23 protein-coding genes are annotated in these 22,272 nt (G+C 67.4%); 9 read left to right on the plus strand and 14 right to left on the minus strand.

Annotation, left to right across the window (positions count from 1 at the left end; genetic code table 11):
* Window positions 1-9: 9 nt before the first annotated feature.
* Window positions 10-831 (plus strand): glycine betaine/L-proline ABC transporter ATP-binding protein, encoded by an 822-nt coding sequence (locus DIE04_RS23555; protein WP_124487045.1) that lies wholly within the window; start codon window positions 10-12, stop codon window positions 829-831.
* 14 nt (window positions 832-845) lie between these two features.
* Here DIE04_RS23555 and DIE04_RS23560 read toward each other — a convergent pair whose 3' ends face one another.
* Complete coding sequence (locus DIE04_RS23560) at window positions 846-1,877, minus strand: NAD(P)H-quinone oxidoreductase (protein ID WP_124520855.1); 1,032 nt, start codon at window positions 1,875-1,877, stop codon at window positions 846-848.
* Window positions 1,878-1,997: 120 nt separating this feature from the next.
* Between DIE04_RS23560 and DIE04_RS23565 the strand changes: the two genes are divergently transcribed.
* Both DIE04_RS23565 and DIE04_RS23570 read left to right on the plus strand, forming a co-directional pair.
* Window positions 1,998-2,897, plus strand: coding sequence for a LysR family transcriptional regulator (locus DIE04_RS23565; RefSeq protein WP_124520853.1), 900 nt, complete (start codon window positions 1,998-2,000; stop codon window positions 2,895-2,897).
* A 149-nt stretch (window positions 2,898-3,046) separates the two neighbouring features.
* On the plus strand, window positions 3,047-3,346 hold the full coding sequence (locus DIE04_RS23570) for a barstar family protein (protein WP_124487042.1): 300 nt from the start codon (window positions 3,047-3,049) through the stop codon (window positions 3,344-3,346).
* 109 nt (window positions 3,347-3,455) lie between these two features.
* Here DIE04_RS23570 and DIE04_RS23575 read toward each other — a convergent pair whose 3' ends face one another.
* The 5 genes from DIE04_RS23575 to DIE04_RS23595 all read right to left on the minus strand — a co-directional run bounded on the left by DIE04_RS23575 (window position 3,456) and on the right by DIE04_RS23595 (window position 10,513).
* Window positions 3,456-5,123, minus strand: coding sequence for a GMC family oxidoreductase (locus tag DIE04_RS23575; protein ID WP_124520851.1), 1,668 nt, complete (start codon window positions 5,121-5,123; stop codon window positions 3,456-3,458).
* 15 nt (window positions 5,124-5,138) lie between these two features.
* Window positions 5,139-6,356: a mandelate racemase/muconate lactonizing enzyme family protein gene (locus tag DIE04_RS23580; protein ID WP_124520849.1), complete on the minus strand. Its 1,218-nt coding sequence runs from the start codon at window positions 6,354-6,356 to the stop codon at window positions 5,139-5,141.
* Window positions 6,353-7,684, minus strand: a complete 1,332-nt coding sequence (locus tag DIE04_RS23585; RefSeq protein ID WP_185500414.1) for a nitrate/nitrite transporter — start codon at window positions 7,682-7,684, stop codon at window positions 6,353-6,355. Before DIE04_RS23585 ends, DIE04_RS23580 begins: the two co-directional genes overlap by 4 nt.
* A gap of 127 nt (window positions 7,685-7,811) precedes the next feature.
* Complete coding sequence (gene aldA / locus DIE04_RS23590; RefSeq protein WP_124520845.1) at window positions 7,812-9,236, minus strand: aldehyde dehydrogenase; 1,425 nt, start codon at window positions 9,234-9,236, stop codon at window positions 7,812-7,814.
* 338 nt (window positions 9,237-9,574) lie between these two features.
* Window positions 9,575-10,513 carry a LysR substrate-binding domain-containing protein gene (locus DIE04_RS23595; protein ID WP_011356424.1) on the minus strand — a complete coding sequence of 313 codons (939 nt, stop codon included), beginning with the start codon at window positions 10,511-10,513 and terminating at the stop codon, window positions 9,575-9,577.
* 230 nt (window positions 10,514-10,743) lie between these two features.
* Between DIE04_RS23595 and DIE04_RS23600 the strand changes: the two genes are divergently transcribed.
* On the plus strand, window positions 10,744-11,619 hold the full coding sequence (locus DIE04_RS23600; protein WP_124520842.1) for a LysR family transcriptional regulator: 876 nt from the start codon (window positions 10,744-10,746) through the stop codon (window positions 11,617-11,619).
* A gap of 85 nt (window positions 11,620-11,704) precedes the next feature.
* Here DIE04_RS23600 and DIE04_RS23605 read toward each other — a convergent pair whose 3' ends face one another.
* The 3 genes from DIE04_RS23605 to DIE04_RS29880 all read right to left on the minus strand — a co-directional run bounded on the left by DIE04_RS23605 (window position 11,705) and on the right by DIE04_RS29880 (window position 13,328).
* Window positions 11,705-11,971 (minus strand): hypothetical protein, encoded by a 267-nt coding sequence (locus DIE04_RS23605; protein WP_124487036.1) that lies wholly within the window; start codon window positions 11,969-11,971, stop codon window positions 11,705-11,707.
* A gap of 85 nt (window positions 11,972-12,056) precedes the next feature.
* Window positions 12,057-13,049: a hypothetical protein gene (locus DIE04_RS23610; RefSeq protein ID WP_260426238.1), complete on the minus strand. Its 993-nt coding sequence runs from the start codon at window positions 13,047-13,049 to the stop codon at window positions 12,057-12,059.
* 126 nt (window positions 13,050-13,175) lie between these two features.
* Window positions 13,176-13,328, minus strand: coding sequence for a hypothetical protein (locus DIE04_RS29880; protein ID WP_185500415.1), 153 nt, complete (start codon window positions 13,326-13,328; stop codon window positions 13,176-13,178).
* A 221-nt stretch (window positions 13,329-13,549) separates the two neighbouring features.
* Here DIE04_RS29880 and DIE04_RS23615 point away from each other — a divergent pair, with 221 nt between their 5' ends.
* Together DIE04_RS23615 and DIE04_RS23620 are read left to right on the plus strand one after the other, a co-directional pair.
* A complete protein-coding gene (locus tag DIE04_RS23615; protein WP_124521000.1) occupies window positions 13,550-13,807 on the plus strand; it encodes a type II toxin-antitoxin system ParD family antitoxin in 258 nt (85 codons plus the stop codon).
* A complete protein-coding gene (locus DIE04_RS23620; protein WP_044848069.1) occupies window positions 13,804-14,103 on the plus strand; it encodes a type II toxin-antitoxin system RelE/ParE family toxin in 300 nt (99 codons plus the stop codon). The genes DIE04_RS23615 and DIE04_RS23620 overlap by 4 nt, the downstream gene beginning before the upstream one ends.
* Before the next feature lie 157 nt (window positions 14,104-14,260).
* Here the strand turns inward: DIE04_RS23620 and DIE04_RS23625 are convergent, their stop codons facing one another.
* The 4 genes from DIE04_RS23625 to fae form a co-directional block, all read right to left on the minus strand.
* A complete protein-coding gene (locus DIE04_RS23625; protein ID WP_260426244.1) occupies window positions 14,261-15,595 on the minus strand; it encodes an MFS transporter in 1,335 nt (444 codons plus the stop codon).
* Window positions 15,596-15,754: 159 nt separating this feature from the next.
* Window positions 15,755-17,206 (minus strand): NAD-dependent succinate-semialdehyde dehydrogenase, encoded by a 1,452-nt coding sequence (locus DIE04_RS23630; RefSeq protein WP_124520838.1) that lies wholly within the window; start codon window positions 17,204-17,206, stop codon window positions 15,755-15,757.
* 38 nt (window positions 17,207-17,244) lie between these two features.
* A complete protein-coding gene (locus DIE04_RS23635; protein WP_124487033.1) occupies window positions 17,245-18,267 on the minus strand; it encodes an aldo/keto reductase in 1,023 nt (340 codons plus the stop codon).
* Between the two features lie 41 nt (window positions 18,268-18,308).
* Window positions 18,309-18,833: a formaldehyde-activating enzyme gene (gene fae / locus DIE04_RS23640; RefSeq protein ID WP_124520836.1), complete on the minus strand. Its 525-nt coding sequence runs from the start codon at window positions 18,831-18,833 to the stop codon at window positions 18,309-18,311.
* A 326-nt stretch (window positions 18,834-19,159) separates the two neighbouring features.
* Between fae and DIE04_RS23645 the strand changes: the two genes are divergently transcribed.
* From DIE04_RS23645 to DIE04_RS23655, 3 genes are all read left to right on the plus strand, one after another.
* The gene (locus DIE04_RS23645) at window positions 19,160-20,077 is read left to right on the plus strand and encodes a LysR family transcriptional regulator (protein WP_044848054.1); all 918 of its coding nucleotides are present in this window, start codon (window positions 19,160-19,162) and stop codon (window positions 20,075-20,077) included.
* Between the two features lie 217 nt (window positions 20,078-20,294).
* Window positions 20,295-20,645: a hypothetical protein gene (locus tag DIE04_RS23650; RefSeq protein WP_124520834.1), complete on the plus strand. Its 351-nt coding sequence runs from the start codon at window positions 20,295-20,297 to the stop codon at window positions 20,643-20,645.
* A 155-nt stretch (window positions 20,646-20,800) separates the two neighbouring features.
* Entirely contained in the window at window positions 20,801-21,361 is a 561-nt protein-coding gene (locus tag DIE04_RS23655) for a hypothetical protein (protein ID WP_124520832.1), read from the plus strand.
* Here DIE04_RS23655 and DIE04_RS23660 read toward each other — a convergent pair whose 3' ends face one another.
* Entirely contained in the window at window positions 21,362-22,237 is an 876-nt protein-coding gene (locus DIE04_RS23660; protein WP_044848057.1) for a LysR family transcriptional regulator, read from the minus strand.
* Window positions 22,238-22,272 lie beyond the last annotated feature (35 nt).

The following is a 22,272-nucleotide window of genomic DNA, read 5'->3' on the forward strand; positions in this document are numbered from 1 at the left end:
GAGGCAGACATGGCGACCATCGACGTCAAACACGTGTACAAGCTGTTCGGGCCGCAGGCCGCGCATGCGCGCGTGCTCGACCTGCTGCGCTCGGGCAAGCGCAAGGCCGACGTGCTGGCCGAAACGGGCTGCAACGTCGGGCTCAACGACGTGAGCCTCGGCATCGAGTCGGGCGAGATCTTCGTGATCATGGGGCTGTCGGGTTCCGGGAAATCGACGCTCGTGCGGCACTTCAACCGGCTGATCGAGCCGACGGCCGGCGAGATCGTGATCGACGGCAGCGACGTGATCAAGCTCGACGCGCACGGCCTGCGCGAGCTGCGCCGCTTCAAGGTCAGCATGGTGTTCCAGAACTTCGGGCTGCTGCCGCACCAGACCGTGCTCGACAACGCCGCGTATGCGCTGCGCACGCGCGGCGAGAAGCGCCACGACGCGGCCGAGGCCGCGCGCAACTGGCTGACGAAGGTCGGGCTCGACGGCTACGGCGATCATTATCCGGACGAGCTGTCGGGCGGGATGCGGCAGCGTGTCGGGCTGGCGCGCGCGCTGGCGGCCGATACCGACGTGCTGCTGATGGACGAGGCGTTCTCCGCGCTCGATCCGCTGATCCGCACCGAGATGCAGGATCAGCTGCTCGAACTGCAGGCGACGCTGTCGAAGACGATCGTGTTCATCACGCACGATCTCGACGAGGCGCTGCGCATCGGCGACCGGATCGCGATCCTGCGCGACGGCACGCTCGTGCAGGTCGGCACGCCGGACGACATCCTGTCGCGTCCGGCGGACGATTACGTGAAGCGGTTCGTCGAGAAGCGCACGAGCGTGAACTGACGCGCCGTGCCCGGTCAGGCCGCGCGGTGCGCGGCCGTCGTCAGCACGATCTTGCCGACGTGCACACCGGAGTCGATCAGCACGTGCGCGCCGCGCGCGTCGTCGAGCGGGAAGGTGCGGAACACCTGCGGCCTGACCGTGCCGGCTGCGACGTGCGGCCACAGGTGCCGTTCGAGTTCGGCGATGAGCGCGCCCTTCTCCTCCGGCGTGCGCGAGCGCAGCGTCGAACCGATGTGCGTGAGGCGCTTGGTCATCATCGGCCACACGTCGAGTTCCTTCGCCGGCCCGTTCAGCGCGCTGACCTGCAGGATCCGCCCGTTCATCGCCGCGGCCCGGTAATTGCGCGCGACGTAGTCGCCCGCGATGATGTCGAGGATCACGTCCACGCCCTTGCCGGCGGTGATCCTGTCGACTTCGGCGACGAAGTCTTCTTCCCGGTAGTGCACCGCGTGATCCGCGCCAAGCTGCAGGCTCGCGGCGCGATGCGCTTCCGAGCCGACCGTCGTGATGACGGTCGACGCGCCCATCGCCTTCGCGATCATCGTCGCGGTGGTGCCGATGCCCGACGCGCCGCCGTGGATCAGCACCGATTCGCCCGCCTGCAGCCGCCCGCGCTGGATCAGGTTCAGCCAGACCGTCAGGAACGTTTCCGGCAGCGCCGCGGCTTCGATCATGTCGAGGCCGGGCGGCAGCTTCATCGTCGTGAGGTGATGGGCGACCGCGTATTCCGCATAGCCGCCGCCCGTCACCAGCGCGCTGACCCGGTCGCCCGGCGCGAAGCCGCGCACGGCTGCGCCGGTCGCGACGACTTCGCCCGCGATTTCCAGGCCCGGGATGTCGGATGCGCCGGGCGGCGGGTTGTAGTGCCCCTTGCGTTGCAGCACGTCCGGGCCGTTCACGCCGGCGGCGTGAACCCGGATCAGCACTTCGTCGGCCTTCGGCCGCGGCACGGGGCGACGTGCGGTCGCCAGGACTTCGGGGCCGCCGGGGCGCGTGATTTCGACTGCCGCCATGTCGGCGGGAACGGGGGAGAGCGTATCGGACATGTTTGCCTCGAAAAGACTGGTGAGTGGTCGGTGAAAAAAGTATAGGCTTGGGCCTTGATGAATTCGCGCAGCGATTTTCACGACCACAGATGCAAATTTGCATCACACCGGAGAAACCGCTTGAACTGGGACGACGCACGCATTTTTCTCGCGATCCACCGCGAACGCAGCCTGCGCGGCGCCGCGCGGGCGGTCGGGCTCGACCAGGCGACGGTCGGCAGGCGGCTCGCGGCGCTCGAGCGCGCGCTCGGCGCGACGCTGTTCCTGCGCACGTCGGCCGGGTACGTGCCGACCGCGGTGGGCGAGGTCGCGCTGCGCAACGTGGAGAAGATGGAGCAATCGGCGATCGACCTGGTGCGGCAGACCCAGGGCGTCGACCGGCGTCTTGCCGGCGACGTGCGCGTGACGACGACCGATACGATCGGGCTCGAATTCGTGATGCGCGCGATGCGCGACCTGCACGACGAGCATCCGGACGTGCGCGTGCTGCTCAACACGTCGACGCAGGTGGAGAACCTGGCCAAGCGCGAGGCGGACATCGCGATCCGCACGATCAAGCCCGACAATCCCGATCTGCTCACGCGCCGGCTCGCCGCGTGGCCGACGGGGTTGTACGCGTCGGAGGAATACCTGGAGCGGCATGGCGAACCGGTGCCCGGCACCGGCTTCGAAGGGCATGAGCTCGTGTGCTTCCTGCCGCACCTGAATGCACGCGGCCCGCTCACGGTGGTCGGCGAGCCGGTGCGCGCGGGGCGGATCGTGTCGGGGCTGAATTCGAATCTGATGTTGCGCGCGGCGGCGCGCGCCGGGCTCGGGCTCGCCGAGCTCCCGGTGCCGATCGCGGAGCGCGACGCGCTGGTGCGCGTGTGGCCGGCGCGTACGTCCGCGCGTCCTTATGAAGTCTGGATGGTGACGCACAAGGACTTGCGGCATACCGCACGGATGAGCGCGATGATCGATCACATCGTGCGGGTGTTCGACGAGGTGGGCGTGCGGAGCGGGGCGCGGGACTGGAGGTGAATTGAAGTACGAGATGCGGTTCACTGCAGTGTGTCGACGATCTGCGGGATCGGCCCGGGCGGGTGTGACCTGTTCGATGCCGGCGAACCGGCCTTCGGGGCGTGAAAAACGAACGGCGGTAGTGATTTTCCGATGAACGAGAGGGCTCGATGAACCGATTCAGCGTGGACGGAAAAGCGCTTGGCGATTGGGCGAAGTTTCACGACTACTTCGCGAGCGAATTCGGATTTCCGGGTTACTACGGCCGGAACATGGATGCATGGAACGATTGCATGAGCGACTATTGCTACGAGCACGGCATAGTGTCGCTGCGGATCGACGATGCGGGAGCGTTGAAGGATCGCAATCCGGAGATATTCGCCGCGCTCGTCGAGTGCAGCGCGTTCATCAACTGGCGAGCAACGAAGGAAGGGGGCGACCCGTTGATCGTGTTGTCCTATTGGGCGTAGTCGTGGCGTTGACGTTGCGTTGAGTTGAGTCGCATCGTGAAGCCGATCGCCGGGCCGGCACGCAACCGCATCGCGCGCGCCTGCCCGCATCGTCGAGAACGCAGCCGCCTTAATGCGTGACCGTTTCCCGTTCGCTTGCTCTCACGGCAGCCGCGTCGCCACGCCCCGCATCCGCCAGAACCAGATCCGCGCCTTTCTCCGCGACCATCATCGTCGGCGCGTTGATGTTGCCCGACGTGATGTTCGGGAACACCGATGCATCGACGATCCGCAGCGCCTGCAGCCCGTGCACGCGCAACGACGCATCGACCACCGACGTCGCGGCGTCCGGCCCCATCGCGCACGAGCCGCACAGGTGGTAGATCGAACCCGACTGCTCGCGGAAATACTGCAGCATCGCTTCGTCGGAATCGACCTGCGACCCCGGCGAGATTTCCTCGACGGTCATCGACTTCAGCGCCGGCGCGCGCATCAGCGCACGAATCACCTTGCTGCCCTGCACGGCCTCGTCGAGATCCTTCTGCGTGGTCAGCGCATTGATGTGGATCTTGGCGGCATCTTCCGCGCGGTTCGAGGCGATCTCGATCGTGCCGCGGCTCGTCGGCCGGCACGGGTTGAACGCGATCAGGAATCCGGAGTAAGGCTCGGGCTTGATGCTCGCGCGGTCGCTCTTCGGGATCCGGTACGACAGCGGGTTGAAGTAAAGCTGGATGTTCGGCTCCTGCGCATCGGCCGTGCCGCGGAAGAAGCCGCCCGCCTGGTTCACGCTCATCGCGAGCGGGCCGCGCTTCGTCAGCAGGTAGCGCAAGCCGATCTTCATCTTGCCGAGCAGGGTGCCCATCTCGTCGTTCAGCGTCGGCCGGTTCGCCTTGAAGTAGAAGCTCACGCACAGGTGGTCCTGCAGGTTGCGGCCGACGGCCGGCAGCGCATGCACGAGCGGCACGCGCCGGCGCGCGAGCAGCGCCGGATCGCCGACGCCCGACAGTTGCAGCAGCTTCGGCGTATCGACCGCGCCGGCCGCGAGGATCACCTCGCGCGCGGCGACGAGCGTTTCGTCGCCATGCCCGCCCGCGACGACCACGCCGGTCGCGCGCGTGCCGTCGAACGTCACGCGCCGCACGAGCACGCCCGAGCGCAGCGTGAGGTTCGCGCGGCCCAGCGCGGGACGCAGGTACGCGAAGCTGCTTGAACAGCGTTCGCCGTGCTTCGTGTTCAGGTCGTAGATGCCCGCGCCCTCGAACTGCGCGCCGTTGAAATCGTCGGTGCGCGGCAGGTTCAGTTCGCCGCAGCCCTTCAGGAACTCGTGGACGATCGGATGCACGTCGGCCTTCATCGACGTGATGTGGATCGGCCCCGTCGCGCCGTGATGCTGCGGATCGGTCGCGCCGGCCGCGTGGGTTTCGAGCTTGCGGAAGTACGGCAGCACGTCGTCGTACGCCCAGCCCGGATTGCCGGCGGCCGCCCAGTCGTCGTAGTCGCTGCGCTGGCCGCGCACGTAGACCATCGCGTTGATCGAGCCCGAGCCGCCGACCACCTTGCCGCGCGGGCAGTACAGCTTGCGATCGGCGAGCTGCGCCTCGGGCTCGCTGTAGTACATCCAGTTGTAGCGGCGGTTGTAGTAGGTCTTCGTGAAGCCGACGGGCACCTTGAACCAGAACGACGCGTCGCGCTCGCCCGCTTCGAGCAGCAGCACCGAGTGCCGGCCCGATTCGCTCAGGCGGTTCGCGAGGATGCAGCCGGCCGAGCCCGCGCCGACGATGATGTAGTCGTAGCTCATGTCTGTCCTTTGCGCTCAGCCCTTCGCGGGAGCGAGATCCTTCACGTCGACGGGGTGTTCGCCCATCTGCAGGTGCAGCCGTTCGCCGGTGTACGGCGTGTGGCGCCTCACGACGTCCATGTCGAGTTCGATGCCGAGGCCTGGCTCGTTCGACGGGACGATGTAGCCGTCTTCCCAGCGGATCGGCGTCTTCACGACTTCGGCGTGGAAACCGCCCCACGTCATGATGCTTTCCTGGATCAGGAAGTTCGGCGTGCAGGTCGCGAGCTGGATGCTCGCGGCCGCGCCCACCGGCCCGTTGTACAGGTGCGGTGCGATCTGCGCGTAGTGCACTTCGGCGAGCGTCGCGATCTTCTTCGCTTCGAGCAGGCCGCCCACACGCGCGACGTTCAACTGCAGGATCGATGCGCCGCCCGCCTGCAGCAGCTTGTGGAATTCGTACTTGGTGGTCAGGCGCTCGCCGGTCGCGATCGGAATCGACGTGTGCTTCGCGACTTGCGCGATCGCCTCTTCCTGGCCGGGGGGCACCGGCTCCTCGAACCACAGCGGGTCGTATTTCTCGAGCCGCTTCGCGAGCCGGATCGCCGACGACGGCACCATCTGCCCGTGCGTGCCGAACAGCAGGTCGGCCTTGCTGCCGACGGCTTCGCGCACCTTGCGGCAGAACGTCTCGCAGCGGTCGAGCACTTCGAGCGACAGCTGGTGGCCCGAGTAGGCCGTGTACGGGCCGGCCGGGTCGAACTTGACGGCCGTGAAGCCGAGCTTCACGTTCTGCGCCGCGCATTCGGCCGCGAGGTCGGGATCGTCGTAGTCGTATTCGCCTTTCGCGTTCTTCGGGTACAGGTACGTGTACGAGCGCAGCCGCTCGTGGATCTTCCCGCCGAGCAGTTCGTACACGGGCTTGCCGGCGGCCTTGCCGATGATGTCCCAGCACGCCATTTCAAGGCCGCTGACGACACCCATCATCGTGAGATCCGGTCGCTGCGTGAAGCCGCTCGAATAGGCCTGGCGGAACAGCCGTTCGACGTGATGCGGGTCGCGGTTCAGCAGGTGGCGTTCGAACACGTCGTCGATGATCGGCGCCATCGCCTTCGGGCCGAACGTCGCCGAGTAGATCTCGCCGACGCCTTCGATGCCGTCGTCGGTCTTCAGCTTCACGAAGATCCAGTACATCCCGCCGACATGCGGCGGCGGCACGGCGACGATATGGGTTTCGAGCGAAACGATCTTCATGCGGACTCCTGGATACGGGAAAGGCGGTTGAGGCGGTATTTGAGGAACGCGGCCGCGCCCGCGCCGCAGAGCGCGATCGCAGCGATGTAGCCGAAATAGAGCTGGTAGCCGTGCGCGCCCGGCCAGGTATGCGTCACGTAGCCGTTGATCAGCGGCACGAACACGTCGGGCGAATAGCCGAGCACCGAGATCAGGCCGATCGCGAGGCCCGCGCAATGCGTCGGCACCTTGCAGTCGTCGAGCAGCGACCAGTAGAGGCCGCGGATCGCATAGGTGAGGATGCCGATGAACAGCACGAGCACGACGAGCATCGCCTGCGGGCTATGCGCGGGTGCTGCGATCAGCCCGACGAGCGACAGCGCGGCGAGGACCAGCGCCCAGAACAGCACCGACACCTTCGAGACGCGGTCGCCGAGGAAGCCGCCGCCGATGCCGCCGACGGGGCGCATCCACAGCTTGAGCGTCGTGATGAAGCCGGCCGCCGTCGCGCTGAGCCCGAAATTGCCTTCGTGCAGGTAGGCCGAGAAGCTGTAGGTCGCCCAGAACACCTGGTAGCCGCAGAACACGATCGCGGCGACGAGCCACAGCTCGGGGATCGCCGCGAGCGTCTTCAGGTCGGTCAGCACGCTGCCTTTTCGGCGTTCCGTCACGGCCTTGCGATCGCCCGCGCCCGCCGGGTCCTTCACCAGCGCGAGCAGCACGCCGAGCGCGATGCAGAAGAACGCGTACAGATGCACGACGAGCGTGAAGCCGGCCGCATCGGTGCCGCCGCGCGCCTGCGTCACGTAGGCGAACAGCGTGATCGCGATCGTCGCGAGCAGCGCCTCGACGAGCCCGCGGCCGCCGTCGAGCAGCCCGAAGAAACGGCCCTGTTCGTCGGGGCCCGCGATCATGTTCACGCGCTTGATCACGGCGGCCCAGAACGTGAGGCCGGTGGTCAGCCCCCAGCCGCCGAAGATCAGCACGAGCGTGTCGAACGACGGCCCGGTCGCGTAGACGAGCCCGAGCGCGCCCGTCGCGAGCAGCGAGAAGCAGATCAGCCAGCGCGGCGACAGGCGGTCGGCCAGCCAGCCGCTCGGCAGGTAGCTGACGAGGAAGATCGTGCCGAGCGATGAATACAGGTAACCGAGCTGCACGTCGTCGATATGGAAAAACTGCAGCATCGTCGGCTGGTACACCTGCCGCAGATACAGCATCGGGTAGATCGCGCCCGCGGCAATCACGAGCAGCAGCAGTTGCAGGTAGCGTTGCGCGCGGGAATGCTGCGACGCGTGAGCGTCGTCGTGCAGCGCGAGCGACGCGGCGGGCGTCGACGGTTGGGTCGGCATGATGTCTTCCTCCATCAGGCGTCCTTGAGGCGGATGCCTGCAGGTTTTTTATGTTCTGGTGGGTCAGGGCGGCGCGCGGCGGGTGTCGTCGCGCGCGCGCCGGAAACGGTGCTTGGGTGCGGCGGTGTCAGTACTTCATGACGACGAGGCGCGTCTGCGTGAATTCAAGCATCCCGTGCTTGCCGTCGTCGCCGCCGAGGCCCGAGCGCTTCCAGCCGGCGTGGAAGCCCTGGTACGGATCGGCCGGCGTGCGGTTCACGTACAGCTCGCCGGCCTCGATCGCGTTCGCGACGGTCATCGCGGTGCGGTAGCGCTCGGTATAGAGCACCGACGACAGGCCGAACTGGTGGTCGTTCGCCTGCGCGATCGCTTCGTCGATCGTCGTGTAGCGCAGCACGGGCATGATCGGGCCGAAGGTTTCCTCCTGCACGATCTCCATGTCCTGCCGCACGCCGGTGAGCAGCGTGGGCGGGTAGAAGAAGCCGGGGCCGTCGGGAATCGCGCCGCCGGTTTCGAGCGTCGCACCCGCCGCGATCGCACGTTCGACCATCCCGTGGATGTGCGCGCGCGCCGATGCGCTGACGAGCGGGCCCATCCGCGTGGCGTCCTGCGCACGGTCGCCGATGCGCACGGCGGCCATCTTCTCCTTCAGCAGCGCGACGAAACGGTCGTGCACGCTGTCGTGCACGTACACGCGCTCGATCGCCGTGCAGAGCTGGCCGCAATGGGTCGTCTTCGACGCGACGAGCGCGGCGGCCGCGCGTTCGAGGTCGGCGTCGGGCTCGATGATCGCGGGCGTCTTGCCGCCGAGTTCGAGCGACGGCTTCGCGATGTTCGCCTTGCAGTAATCGAGCACCTTGCGGCCCGCGTTCACGCTGCCGGTCAGCGTGATCATCCCGACTGCCGGGTGCGTGCACAGCGCTTCGGCCGTCGCGTGATCCATCGTCAGGATGTTGACGACGCCAGGCGGGAAGCCCGCTTCGTCGGCCGCCTTCGCGATCTCGAACGCGGACACCGGCGTGTGGTTGCTCGGCCGCACGACCACGGTATTGCCGGCGATCAGCGCGGGCGCGACCTTGCGCAGCAGCGTGTAGACGGGATAGTTGAACGGGATCAGGCATGCGACGACGCCGATCGGCTCGCGCTGCAGGAACAGGTTCTCGTCGGGCGTGTCGCTCGGGATGATCTCGCCCTCGATCCGGCGCGCCCACTCGGCGTGATAGCGCGTGATCTGGCCCGCGTAGACGGCCTCGTTCGACGCGTCCTCGATGCTCTTGCCGGATTCCTGCGCGAGCGCCGCGCCGATTTCGGGGGCACGCGTGGTCAGCGCGTCGGCTAAGCGGTGCAGGTACACGGCGCGCTCGGCGCTCGGCAGCTTGCGCCACGCCTTCTGCGCGGCGGCCGCGGCGTCGACGGCGGCGAGCGCGTCGGCCGGCGTCGCGGCCGGCACGTGCGCGAACGGCGCTTCGGTGGCGGGATTGTGGACCACGATGAACGCGTCGCTTTCCGGGGCGACGAAACGGCCGTTCACGTAGTTGCGTTCGGTGCGCATGAAGTGACTCCTCCGATGAATGCGGGCGGATCGCTTCGGGTGGCGACACGCGCGGTACGGGACAGAGGCCATTCTCTTCATGCGTTTAACACACGACAAACGACTTATTTTCGCGTCGAGCATGAGAAAAACGCACGTTACTCGTTCGATCGGCCGGAATCGCGCGTCCGGCAAGGCTTGCGTGGCGCGGGCCGGTAGCGGGACCGGCGGTGGCGAGGCCGCATTTTTTCCGACTGATCCGGATGCGCGCGCGAGCGGGAGCCGGTAAGGTGTCGGCCGCGGTTGACGCTTCGGCGCGGCGCGGGGCGGTCGGCTACGCTTGGGGCGCGGATCGTGTGCTAGGCCAGCGGCACTTGCGGCAGCGGCGACGACGGTTCGAGATGGCGCTTCGCGAGCCACACTTCCTGCTGCAGCCAGTCGCGGAACTGGACGATGTGCGGCAGGTTCGTCTGCTCGGGCCGCGTGACGAACCAGTACGACTGGTGGCCGTCGACGTGTACGTTGAGCACCTGCATCAGCTGCCCGGTCGCCAGTTCGCGCGCGACCATGTGGCGATCGGCGATCGTGATCCCGAGGCCGTCGATCGCCGCGCGGATCGCGTGGTCGAGCAGGTCGAATTCGTAGCCGCCGCGCGTGTCGACGTCGGCGATGCCGGCGGCCTTCAGCCAGTGCTGCCAAGTCAGGTAGCGCTGGTCGTCGGTGGCGAGCACGTGCAGCAGCGTGAAGCGGTTCAGGTCGATCGGCGCGCCGTCCTGTCGCAGCCGCGCATACAGCGCGGGCGCGCAGACGGCGATATGCTGCTCCTGCATCAGCAGTGCGTTGTCGAAACCGTCCCATTCGCCGTCGCCGAAGCGGATCGCGCAGTCGAGCACGCGCGATTCGCCGAGACTGTCGTGGATGCGGGTCGTGAGGCTCAGCTCGAATTCGGGATGCGCGTCGCGCAGCCGGCCGAGCCGCGGCATCAGCCAGCGCGCGGCGAAGGTGGGCGGCACGTTCGCGCGCAGGCGGTTCAGGTGGGTTTTTTCCTGCAGGCTGCGAACGGTCAGCTCGATCTTGTCGAACGATTGCTGCAGCGCGCGCAGCAGCACGCGGCCGGCCGCCGTCAGTTCGAGCTGGTGATGGCGGCGCTCGAGCAGGGTTTCGCCGAGCTGGCCCTCGAGCTGGCGAACCTGGCGGCTCACCGCGCTCTGCGTCACGTTGAGCAACTCGGCCGCGCGTGTGAAGCTGCCGGTGCGGCCGGCCATCTCGAAGGCTTTCAGCGCGTTCAGCGCCGGCATCTTGCGTCTCACGGGGCGGTGTCGTGTCTGGTGCGGGATGCTTATTGTAGGCGGGCGGCGCGGGCGCGGGGACGGTCAATGGATGCGACGGAGCGCGCGGGCCTCAGGGGCTTTTACGGCGCGGCGGTTGGCGCGCCTCGTTGCGACCGGGCTGCCCGCAGGATGGTCGGCGGCGCCGGCTCGCAACAGCACGAACGATACGAACGATACGAACGAAAGGGACACACATCATGCGACGCCTGCCATCGTTGATCGCGCTGCGATTTTTCGAGGAGACCGCGCGTCACCTGAGCTTCAACCGTGCGGCGGTTTCGCTGTGCGTGACGCAGGGGGCGGTGAGCCGGCAGATCCGGCTGCTCGAGGAGGCGCTCGGCGCGCGGCTGTTCGAGCGCGATCACAAGGGCGTGCGCCTGACCGATGCCGGCCAGCGGTTGCTGCCGTTCATCGGGCAGGCGTTCGATACGATCGAACGCGGCGTCGACGAAGTCGCCGCCACGCGGCCGGGTGCGAAGCGGCGCCTGACGGTGTCGCTGCCGCCGACGTTCGCGACGCAGTGGTTTTCGCCGCGGCTCGGCACGCTCGCGCAGGCGCTGCCCGACGTCGAGCTGTCGATCCGCACCGAGCCGGCCGACGACTGCCATTGCCACATCCGCTTCGGGCGCGCGGCGCGCGCGGGGATGCAGTCGGAGCTGCTGCTGATGGAGCGGCATGCGCTCGTCGGCGCGCCGCGTTATCGCGGTGATGCGCTCGACGTGCTGCTCGGCCGGCTGCCGTCGCTGCACGTGCTGCACGAAGGCAAGCGCCTGACGCTATGGGCCGACTGGTGCGAGCAGGCCGGCGTGCCGGTGGCGCGGATCACCGACGGCATCGAGTTTTCCACGCTCGAACAGGCGATCCGCGCGGCGCGCAAGGGCGCGGGGCTCGCGGTGGTCGACCTGAACATGATCGAGGAGGAGATGGCCGAGGGCAGCCTCGTGCGGCTGTCGCCGGTGCAGCCGATCGGACCGTTCGGCTATTGGCTCGATGTCGAGCCGGAGAGTATCGCGGTCGAGCACGTGGTTGCGTTTGCCGCGTGGTTGCGGGGGCAGGCGGGGCGGCGGGGGTAGGGCGTGGTCGGGGCGACATGATCGTGTGCCGATACCCGTTGTCACGAGGTCGTGCGGATCGCCCCGGTCGCTGTCGTCGATTCTGTCAGAGAGTGTCACCAGCCGAGGAATACAAATCGGGGTCCAGGCCGAAGTGCATGAACGTTTCGCGGCCCCCGATGGCTCTGGCCTCGGCTTCCGAAATGATGGGTAACTTGCACTTCGACGGATCGATGCGTCCCACGTTGAAGACGGTTCTCGGCAGCGGCGCGGCGGGCGTGCTGATCGGCGGTGCGGCCAGTTCGGCGGAGGACGCACGCGCGAGATTGCGACGGAGTTCGTATGCGAGGAATTCTTCAAGGAGTCGTCGCATTTCCGCGCGCCGGACGACACGATTCCCGTTCGTCGTGCGCCTGCGTGCCGCTGACGGCCGCGCAATCCGGAATCGGGTTATCGGGCTATGCTTTTCTGGCATCGTAAATCCCCTTCTCGATCAAGTAATCGCGTAGCGCCAGCACGGATGCGCCATGCGATGCAACGCCGAATGTCATCCACCGATGTGATCCGGCGGCTCGCCAGAAGTCTCGTCCGATTCGAGTCGTATAAAGCATGCGTAGTGATCGAAGCGAGCCATCGGCCAGCCCGACCGGGTATCCCCGAAAGAACTGGAACAGCGCGGCTTCGTCTGCGTGCGCGCCAGGAATGGAAGCGTCGAAGCCGAACCTCGGCCACGCGTAGTATCCGTAGAGCCGCTGGCCGCCCGACTCCGGCGGCGCTTTGCGGCCGCCGATCGCGAAGGCGGTGATCCGGGCGATGCCCAACGTATCACATGCTCGAACGATTCTCCAGAGCATAGCCGCGCCGAGCCCGGCGGCTGCGCTGTCGACCAGATCGATTGAGCGAAGTTCGAGTACCTGCGAGTCGCCAGTTTGGAAGACGGATATCCGGTTTTCCGATTGGATCAACGTCGGGTGTGTGACGGAGAACGTCAGTCTGCCCGCACTGTCGAGATAGGCCTGTACGTCCGATCCGGACGGCGCGCCGCATAACGAAGCGAGCAACCCGTCAGGAACTTCGTCATCCATACCAAGCAATGCGGAGATGTCCAGATCGTTACGCTCGATCGCCAAGTGACCGTCGAAAAATGCCTTCTCGTACGGCAACGTATGACTGAGATCGACGGGTTGGGTAGACATGGCGGCCGGAAGAATGGAAAACCCCAGCATATCGCCGCGAATCCGCCGCGCCGAGTCCGCCGAACGGCCAACCGCGAGACGGAACGCCCGCCGTCCCGCCGGCCTTACGACCAGTCGAACGTCAGCAGCGCCGCGCGGCCGACCGGCTCGTATGGCCTGTTGCCCGGTGTAATGCGCGTCCAGTTTCTTGCGAAAGCCTGCGCCGTACGTGTCGGGCGGGTTCTCCGGATAGAAGTAGCGCGGGTCGCCGAGCAACGTATAGCGGTTGTTTTCGTCGAGCCGGAACCCGATCCAGTTCGCGCGCAGATAGTCGTTGTGGTGCGCGGCCGTGTCCTGTCCGACGACCCCGTCATAAGGTTCGACCGGGCTGAGCGGGTAGATTCAGCCTTCCCAATACGGATCGATCGCCGACAGGTCGATCGACACGAGCGGATGCAAATGGCGCGCGAGTGCGGCCTGGTGCGCGGCGAGGACGTCGGTGTCCGACGCATAGACCTTCAGGCCGGGTTGTGGCGTGACGATGTCTTCGATCATGATCGGTGTCCGCATGGTGAGCGTTCGGCAAGGCTTCACGAGTGAAGGCGAAAACCGGATGAATGCCGGCGCCGCAGCAGCCTGTCGGAATGAGGTTCCGTTCATCCGGCCGATCGGATGTGAAAGCATTCGCGCTGCCCCTCTGGAGATCGTCTTCTTGATAATAGTTGATAACCGGGATACGCTTCATGGATCGAATTCAATCCGTTCGGGAGGTCGACATGATCAGTGCGGAACTGGGCCAGCAACTGGAGGCTTATGTCGCGAAGCTGGTCGAATCGGGGCGTTACGGGTCCAAGAGCGAAGTGCTGCGCGAAGGCGTGCGCCTGATCCAGGATCGCGAGGCGCAACTGAACGCGCTGGACGCGGTGATCGCGCGCAGCCTGGCCGATGCGCAAGCAGGGCGCGGCGCCGAGGCGGCGGAAGTCTTCGATCGTCTCGAGGCGAAGTATCGGGCGCAGGCGGATCGGCAGGCCTGATCGTGCGCCTGTCCGATTTTGCGATTGCCGAACTCGAAGCGGTCGCCGATTACATTGCACGCGACAACCCGCAACGTGCCGTGACGTTCGTGCGGGAGATTCGCGACAAGTGCATGAGTCTGGCCGCGATGCCGCTGGCGTTTCCGCTGGTGCCGCGCTTCGAGCGTTACGGCGTGCGGCACCGCGTGTACGGCAACTACCAGATCTTCTATCGAGTCGTCGGCGATCCGCCGACGCGGATCGACATCCTTCACGTCCTGCACGGCGCGAGGGACTACGCGTCGATTCTGTTCTGAGCGAACGCGAGCATCTCATCGCGCCCGGAATGAGCGAGCCCGCCCACGACCGGGTGCGACAGAATCGCGCTCGGTGTCGCCGGCGCGCATCGGCGGCGAGTCGAGGCAAAAGCCTCGCGCGCGATGAAGCCGGCGGCCACGCAGCCCGCCACCCTCGTCAATGCCCCGACGCTTCCTCCAGCGTCAGATGCTTCGTCTCCGGCGCCCACGCGATGGACACGATCATCCCCACCAGCAACACGCCCGCGAGCGCGAACATCGTCGCGTGAAAGCCGAGCGTCGCGATGCCGGCCGGCAGCAGGAACGTGCCGATCGCCGAACCGAGCCGGCTGCACGCGATCGCGAGGCCCACGCCGCTCGCGCGCACTTCGGTCGGGAAGCACTCGGGCGGGAACACGCCGACGAGGTTGCTGAACGCCGACATCGTCAGCGTGAAGATCGCGAACGCGACGATCATCGCGACGGCCGCCGCCGACGGCAGCACCGCGAGCGCGACGAGCGACGCGCACGTCACCGCGAACGAGCCGATCAGGAAGCCGCGTCGCGACAGCCGGATCGTCAGCCAGATGCCGATCAGCGCGCCCAGCACGAGAAACGCGTTCAGCAGCAGGTCCGCACCGAAGCCTTCGGCGAGGCCGATCGTCTTCAGGATCGTCGGCAGGAACGTGTAGATCGCGAAATACGGAATCACGAGGCACACGAAGAACGCGCAGTTGAAAAGCGTGCGGCGGATCAGGTCACGCCGGAACAGTCGCGCGAAGCCGGCATTCGCCTGCGGTTCGGCCGAACCGTCGAGCGTCACGTGCGGCCCGAAATGTTTCGCGACGATGGCGCGCGCTTCCTGCACGCGGCCCTTGCCGAGCAGCCAGCGCGGCGATTCGGGCGTGCCGATCCGCAGCACCAGCACGATCAGCGCAGGCAATGCAGCCGACGCGAGCAGCCAGCGCCATGCGTCGGGCGCGGCGTCGCCGTACGCGAGGCCGAGCACGTTCGCGGCGACATAGCCGAGCGTCCAGATCACGCTGAACGAGCCGAGCAGCGCACCGCGATGCTTGCGCGGCGAGAATTCGGCGAGGATCGCGTGGCCGACGGTGAAGTCGCCGCCCATCCCGAAGCCGATCAGCACGCGCAGCACGCACAGTTCGAGCGGCGACGTGACGAAGAACTGCGCGAACGCGGCCGCCGTGATGATCACGAAGCTCGTCAGGAAGATCTTCTGCCGGCCCATCCGGTCGGACAGCCAGCCGAACACGAGGCTGCCGAAGAAGATGCCGATCAGCGCCGAGCTGCCGATCATCCCCATCCAGAACGCGTCGATCGGCATCTGCCTGCCGAGCGCGGCGAGCGCATAACCGATCGTGCCGAGCGTGTAGCCTTCGGTGAAATGCGCGCCGAACGTGAGGCCGGCGATCTTCACGTGGAAACGGTTGAGCGGCACGTCGTCGAGCGCGACGGGGCGGTGCGGCGCCTCGGCGCCACGCGACAGCGGCAACGCGCGCGCGGTGCCGGATTGAACGTTGGCTGGGGTCAAGCTGCCTCCTGGGTTGTCATGCGCGATGCAGCGGCCTGCGCGGGCAGGAATGCCCGCGAGCGCCCTGCAAGGCGCCGCGCGCCCGGGCGGCGCGCGGCGCGGGTCGACCGCGGGGAGCGGTCAGCGGCCGAGGCCGGCCATCAGCGTGTACTTGAGTTCCACGTATTCGTCGAGGCCGTACTTCGAGCCTTCGCGGCCGAGCCCCGATTGCTTGACGCCGCCGAACGGCGCGACTTCGGTCGAGATGATCCCGTCGTTGACGCCGACCATCCCGCTCTCGAGCGCACCCGACACGCGCCACGCGCGGCCGAGGTCGCGCGTGTAGAAGTACGCGGACAGCCCGAACGGCGTGTCGTTGGCCGCGGCGACGGCCTCTTCCTCGGTCGTGAAGCGGAAGCAGCCGGCGACGGGACCGAAGGTTTCCTCTTCGGCGATCAGCATGTCGGGCGTCATGCCGGTCAGCACGGTCGGCTCGTAGAACGTGCCGCCGAGCGCGTGGCGCTTGCCGCCGGTGAGCGCGTGCGCGCCCTTCGCGGTTGCATCGGCCACGTGCCGCTCGACCTTGCCGAGCGCCGCCTCGTTGATCAGCGGCCCCTGGTCGACTTCACCGGCGAGCGCGTTGCCGACGCGCAGCGTGCGCACGGCGTCCGCCAGCTTGCGCGTGAACGCGTCGTACACGCCGTCCTGCACGAGAAAGCGGTTCACGCATACGCAGGTCTGGCCCGTGTTGCGGAACTTCGACGCGATCGCGCCCGTGACCGCCGCATCGAGATCGGCATCGTCGAACACGATGAACGGCGCGTTGCCACCGAGTTCGAGCGACAGCTTTTTCAGCGTGTCGGCCGACTGCTTCGCGAGCAGCTTGCCGACCCGCGTCGAGCCCGTGAACGACAGCTTGCGCACGACGGACGAACTCGTCAGCGTCTCGCCGATCGCGACCGCGTCGCCCGACACGACGTTGAACACGCCGGCCGGCACGCCCGCGCGCTCGGCCAGCACTGCGAGCGCGAACGCCGACAGCGGCGTTTCCTCGGACGGCTTCAGCACCATCGTGCAGCCGGCCGCGAGCGCGGGGCCGGCCTTGCGCGTGATCATCGCGAGCGGGAAGTTCCACGGCGTGATCGCCGCGACGACGCCGACCGGCTCGCGCGTGACCACGATCTGCGAATCCGGCTTCGGGCTCGGGATCACGTCGCCGTACATGCGCTTCGCTTCTTCCGCGAACCATTCGAAAAAGCTCGCCGCGTACGCGACTTCGCCGCGCGCTTCCGCGAGCGGCTTGCCTTGCTCGCGCGTCAGCAGCTCGGCGAGCGCATCGCGATGCTCGAGCATCAGCTCGCCCCAGCGCTTCACGCGTGCGCCGCGCTCCTTCGCGGTCAGCGCGCGCCACGCAGGAAACGCGTGCGCGGCCGCGTCGATGGCGCGCTGCGTGTCGTCGGCGCCGCCTTTCGCGACTTTCGCGATCGTCTCGCCGGTCGCGGGGTTCAACACCGGATAGGTCGCATCGCTCGCGCCATGCGATTCGTGCCATTCGCCGCCGATGTAATGGCCGGTCCTCAGAAATTCGTTCATGGTGTGTCGTTCCTTCAGTGCATCGGAGCCGCAGCCCTTCAGTCCGTTGCGAAGCTGCCCTGCGCCGGACGCGACGCGCGCGCGATGCGCTTGCCGGCCGTGTAGTCGTTGATCAGGTCGCACGGCGTGTAGTTGCGTTCCAGTTCGTGCAGTTCTTCTTCGGTGAGCTGCGTTTCGAGCGCGCCGAGCGCGCTGTCGAACTGCGCGACGGAATCCGCTCCGACCAGCATGCTCGCGACGCCGGGGCGGCTCAGCACCCACGCCTGCGCGATCTGCGCGGGCGGTACGCCGCGGCGCTTCGCGACCTTCGCGACCGATTCCGCGATCGCGAGCGACGCAGCGTCGCCGTACATCTGCGCGGTGAAGAAGTCGGTCTGGTTGCGCGTCGATTGCGGCTCGCAGGTCAGCAGGCCGCGCGCGAGCGGGCTGAACACCGACACGCCAACGCCCTGGTCGATGCAGTACGGCACCATCTCGCGCTCTTCCTCGCGATACGCGAGGTTCAGCTGCAGCTGCATGTTGATCGGCTTGTCCCAGCCGTTTCGTTCGCAGGCCTGCATGATCTTCGCGAACTGCCACGTGTACATCGTCGATACGCCGATATAGCGCGCCTTGCCCGCGCGCACGATGTCGTGCAGCGCGCTCATGGTTTCCTCGACGGGCGTGTTCACGTCGAAGAAGTGCAGCATGAAGATGTCGACGTAATCCATCCCGAGCCGCTTCAGCGACCCGTCGATGCCGTCGAGCACGTGCTTGCGCGAATGGCCGCCCGCGTTCGGATAACTGCCCATGTCGTAGCCGACCTTGGTCGTCACGACGAGCTCCTCGCGGCGTGCGTTGCGCTTCAGGATGCGACCGACCACTTCCTCGCCGACACCCGTCGAATAGAAGTCCGCGAGATCGATGAAGTTGACGCCGGCGTCGAGCGCGCGGCGCACGATCGGCTCGCTCTGCGCTTCGTCGAAGATCCAGGGCTTCCATTCGGGGGTGCCCATGTTCATCGTGCCGAGACACAGGCGGGACACCTTCAGGCCGGACTGGCCGAGGCGGACGTATTCCATGTTTCCTCCAGGTGCGGCCTTGTGTCGGCCGCTTGTCGTCGTCAGTTTTTCTTCGGGGTGTAGAACGGGTTCGACACGTCGCGCGCGGCGGCGAACACCGCATCGCGATGCGGCAGCCCTTCCATCGCGGCGACGATCGCGTTGCGGCACGCGCGATAGTTGTTCTCGAACACGGCATCGAGATCGTCGGTCTGCGGGTTCACCCAGTTCGCCGACACGACGACCCAGTCGTTTTCCGCCTCGGGCGGCAGCGTGCCGTTCTCGAGCGCTTCGGCCACGGCCTTCGCGATGCCGGCCTGCGACGCGCCCCACGTGGCGTTGCCGTGGAAATCGTTGGCGATCTGCGCCTTGTTGACGTACAGCGTGAGCGGCTTGGTCGGCACGCCCGGCTGCGCGATCACGACGAACGGCGCATGGCCGGCCGACGGCGTCGCGAGGGCCGTGGCGAACGCCTGGCCCGCCGGGCCGTTGCGCGGGCCGACCAGCACGTTGATGTGCGCGAGGTTGACGCCGGGGCCTTCGAAGCCTTCGCCGATGTAAAGCTGCCTGGGTTGAGATGCGGTCATTGCGGTGTCTCGTCGATTAGGTTGGGAGTGAGGCGATTGTGGTGGGCCGCGGCGCGGCCGGTGAATCGATGTTTTCTGATCGGGCTATGAGTTTTCGTCGTCTCCGGGAATGCCCTGAGCCCGGCGCGCGGAGGCCCGCCGGGCGGGCCTCGGCCGGCGTCGTGACGGCGGGCGGGGCGGGATCGGCGGGTGGGCATTCGCGAACCGGCTCCGGGTTTGTCATACCCGGGCAGGGGTTGGAGGGCCGGGCGCTTCCGGACAACAATCGGCGTGCTCCGAGCCCTATCTTTCGTCTTCCCTTCTTTTTTCGAAAGCGAGTAATTCCGATGGCTGCCATTCAAAGGCCCGATTGGTCGAAGCTCAGTTCGCTCGATCCCGAGCTGATCCGCGCATTCGTCGCCGTCGTCGAGAGCGGCGGCTTCACCGCTGCGGCCCGGCAACTGCATCGCACGCAATCGACGATCAGCCTGCGCATCCGCACGCTCGAGGAGCGGCTCGACACGCACCTGTTCATGCGCAACAGCCGGCGGCTCGAACTGTCGCGCGACGGCGAGAATTTCCTGATCCATGCGCGCCGCATCATCCAGGTGCAGAACGACGCGATCCTCGCGCTGAAGCAGGCGAGCAGCGATCGCGGCGTCGTGCGTTTCGGGCTGCCCGAGGACTATGCGGAGCTTTGGCTGCCCGACCTGCTGAAGTCGTTCTATGCGATGCGGCCGGGCGCGCGCTTCCACGTGCATTGCCGCACCTCGCTCGAACTGCTCGAACGGCTGCAGGCCGGCGAGCTCGACGTCGCGCTCGTCGTGCGGCACGGGCCGAACGCGGGCGGGCGGCTGCTCGGCCGGCACGAGGTCGTGTGGGCCGCGCACCGCGATTTCGCGCTCGGCCCGCAGGCGTCGGTGCCGCTCGCGCTGTTTCCGGAGACGTGCTGCTACCGGCAGCGCGGGCTGCAGGCGCTCGCGACGGCCGAGCGGCCGTATCACGTCGTCTATACGAGCCAGAGCCCGACCGGCATCAAGATCGCGGTGAACCACGGCGCGGCCGTGACGATGATCGACCGCTGCACGCTGCCCGAGAACTGGCGCGTGCTCGACGAGACCGACGGGCTGCCGCCGCTGCCGGCGGCCGATCTCGAACTGCATCGCTCGCCGGGCATCTGCGATCCGCTGACCGACGATCTGGTTTCGCTGATCGAATCGATGGTCGACGAGCGGCGGCGCGCGTCGCTCGAAGCGTTCGCTTAGCGGGGCAGGGCGGCGCAAACGCGGGTGAGATTGACGCGAACCGCGGCGCGCGGTCGCAACGCGCGCATGACGACCGCGCGGCCCGCCGCAGCTCGGTGTCGTGTTATGTCCCCCGTGCCGTTTTTTGCACGGGCGGCCCGTTTTTTTGCACGACGTTTATCCGGTCTCTTCTAAGCTGGGGACGTGTCGAACAGCCGGGACGGCCTCCGTCCGCTCCATGACCTTCATTCATCCCGTTCCCGCCTGCGATGTCGCCGGCCGCCAGTTGCGCGCCGGCGCACCCGGCAATGTCATTCCGTTCCCGCCGCCGCGCCCGCGCCTGCAGTTGCCCGTCACCTTGACGGCCGATTCCGGCGAGCGCGCGCACGCCCGGCTCGCGGCGCTGCTGCATTCCCCGCTCGGCGTGTATGTCGTCAGCGCGCGTGCCGTGCGCGACGTGGTCCACGTGCACTTCGACATCGCGCCGGAAGACCTGGATTTCACCCTGCACATGCTGATCGCGCAGCAGGCCGATGCGGTGATCGGGCCGGTCGCGCGCCGGTTGCATGTCGGGCCGACCGGATGGTAAAGCCGGGAACGCTTGTTGCTCGTGGGTTGTCGTTCGTTCCTTGATGGCTTGTCCGATCCGCCGCCCGATCGCCGGTCGCCGTGTCGTCCGCCCGCAGGCGGCGAACCGGCGCGCGATGCTGCGTGCGCGGCGCCGATCACGAATACGGAGGAGTCATGGATCTATTGGAAGCCGTACCTGTCGCGCGGCCGACGAGCGGCCGGTTACGGACGGCGTTGCTGCCGTCCGGCCAGCAACTCGCGCGTCAGCTCGTGACGACGGTGCGCGTGGCCGAAATGCTGCTGCATCAGGCGATCGTCGTGCCCGACCGGCACCAGTGGTCGGTGGACACCGAGCGGGTCGACGCGGCCGGCGGGCCGCTCGAGGCCTGGGAGAGCTTCGTGACCTGGCGGATCGGCAAGGTGTTCGCAGCGTCGGTGAGCCCCGCCGCGCGCGTCAACGATCGCGACCAGGTCGCGGTCGAGATCCGGCTCTGCCTGCCCGAGCAGGACTACGTGGCCGGGCGGCGCGTGAGCACTTTCGGCCGCCGCCATGGCAACCGCTTCGGCGCGACGCTGTCGGTCGTGTCGGGCGCGCAGTGGGGCTGGCAACGCGCGGAGCACGTCGCGCCGGAACACGCGCAGGTATGCGGCGATACGCTGGAAGCGCTCGTCGATCGGGTGGCCGCGAACGTCAATGCGGCGCTGGGCGCGGCCGGGTTCGGCGCGACGCGCTGATCACGCGTCGCCGGTCTGCCCGGTTTGCCGCTGCAGGTCTTCCATCAGCTGTTCCGCGAGAAAGTCGCATGGCGGGCGCTTCGATTTCGTGCTGCGCGCGAGGATCAGTTCGAGCGGCGGCAAATCGGGCAGCCCGTGCGAGCGGCCGAGCATCGACAGTTGCGCGGGTATCGCGCAGCGCGCGAGCGGCGCGACCGCGAGGCCGGCCTCGACCATGCTGAGCAGACCGAGCAGGCTCGGGCTTTCATACGAAGTGCGGAACGGCAGCTTCGCGCGTTCGAGGCTGCGGATCGCGTTCTCGCGCGCGACGCTGCCCGGCATGAACACCGCGATCGGCAGCGGCCGTTCTTCCCATACGCGCGGCCCGTTCGTCATCGCGGCCCACGCCATCGGCTCGTGGCGGATGAAGTCGCCGGACAGCCCCTTGATGCGCGTGCCGCACACGAGATCGACCGTGCCGTCCTTCAGGAGCGGCGCGAGCGCGCTGCTCGGCAGCCCGATCACCTGGATCTCGACCTTCGGATAGGTCGCCGAAAATTTCTTCAGCACCGACGGCAGCAGCGACGACGCATAGTCGTCCGGCACGCCGATGACCACCTTACCCGTCACTTCCGGCCGCACCACGGCCGCCCACGCCTCGTCGCGCAGCGCCAGCATTCGTCTGGCGAATCCCAGCAGCACCTCGCCTTCGCGCGTCAGCACGATGCTGCGCGGCTTGCGCACGAACAGCGGCCGGCCGATCGCGTCTTCCAGGCTCTTGATCTGCATGCTCACGGCCGATTGCGAGCGGTTCACCGCTTCGGCGGCGCGGGTCATGTTGCCGGTTTCCGCGACGGCGACGACGGTGGCCAGCACGTCGTGATCGAGCATCTTCATCGGTATCAGGAAAACTGAACGTAACGATCAGCATT

Origin of the sequence: Burkholderia sp. Bp8994 (assembly GCF_003853805.1) — a bacterium.
Classification (GTDB): Bacteria; Pseudomonadota; Gammaproteobacteria; order Burkholderiales; family Burkholderiaceae; genus Burkholderia.

Coding starts and splice junctions, on each gene's coding strand:
- DIE04_RS23560 (WP_124520855.1), bottom strand. CDS start 1,877: ATGTCCGATACGCTCTCCCCCGTTCCCGCCGACATGGCGGCAGTCGAA.
- DIE04_RS23575 (WP_124520851.1), bottom strand. CDS start 5,123: ATGAGCTACGACTACATCATCGTCGGCGCGGGCTCGGCCGGCTGCATC.
- DIE04_RS23600 (WP_124520842.1), top strand. CDS start 10,744: ATGCGACGCCTGCCATCGTTGATCGCGCTGCGATTTTTCGAGGAGACC.
- DIE04_RS23630 (WP_124520838.1), bottom strand. CDS start 17,206: ATGAACGAATTTCTGAGGACCGGCCATTACATCGGCGGCGAATGGCAC.
- DIE04_RS23655 (WP_124520832.1), top strand. CDS start 20,801: ATGGATCTATTGGAAGCCGTACCTGTCGCGCGGCCGACGAGCGGCCGG.
- DIE04_RS23645 (WP_044848054.1), top strand. CDS start 19,160: ATGGCTGCCATTCAAAGGCCCGATTGGTCGAAGCTCAGTTCGCTCGAT.
- DIE04_RS23555 (WP_124487045.1), top strand. CDS start 10: ATGGCGACCATCGACGTCAAACACGTGTACAAGCTGTTCGGGCCGCAG.
- DIE04_RS23580 (WP_124520849.1), bottom strand. CDS start 6,356: ATGAAGATCGTTTCGCTCGAAACCCATATCGTCGCCGTGCCGCCGCCG.
- DIE04_RS23615 (WP_124521000.1), top strand. CDS start 13,550: ATGATCAGTGCGGAACTGGGCCAGCAACTGGAGGCTTATGTCGCGAAG.
- fae (WP_124520836.1), bottom strand. CDS start 18,833: ATGACCGCATCTCAACCCAGGCAGCTTTACATCGGCGAAGGCTTCGAA.
- DIE04_RS23635 (WP_124487033.1), bottom strand. CDS start 18,267: ATGGAATACGTCCGCCTCGGCCAGTCCGGCCTGAAGGTGTCCCGCCTG.
- DIE04_RS23585 (WP_185500414.1), bottom strand. CDS start 7,684: ATGCCGACCCAACCGTCGACGCCCGCCGCGTCGCTCGCGCTGCACGAC.
- DIE04_RS23595 (WP_011356424.1), bottom strand. CDS start 10,513: ATGCCGGCGCTGAACGCGCTGAAAGCCTTCGAGATGGCCGGCCGCACC.
- DIE04_RS23650 (WP_124520834.1), top strand. CDS start 20,295: ATGACCTTCATTCATCCCGTTCCCGCCTGCGATGTCGCCGGCCGCCAG.
- aldA (WP_124520845.1), bottom strand. CDS start 9,236: ATGCGCACCGAACGCAACTACGTGAACGGCCGTTTCGTCGCCCCGGAA.
- DIE04_RS23660 (WP_044848057.1), bottom strand. CDS start 22,237: ATGAAGATGCTCGATCACGACGTGCTGGCCACCGTCGTCGCCGTCGCG.
- DIE04_RS23570 (WP_124487042.1), top strand. CDS start 3,047: ATGAACCGATTCAGCGTGGACGGAAAAGCGCTTGGCGATTGGGCGAAG.
- DIE04_RS23605 (WP_124487036.1), bottom strand. CDS start 11,971: ATGCGACGACTCCTTGAAGAATTCCTCGCATACGAACTCCGTCGCAAT.
- DIE04_RS29880 (WP_185500415.1), bottom strand. CDS start 13,328: ATGATCGAAGACATCGTCACGCCACAACCCGGCCTGAAGGTCTATGCG.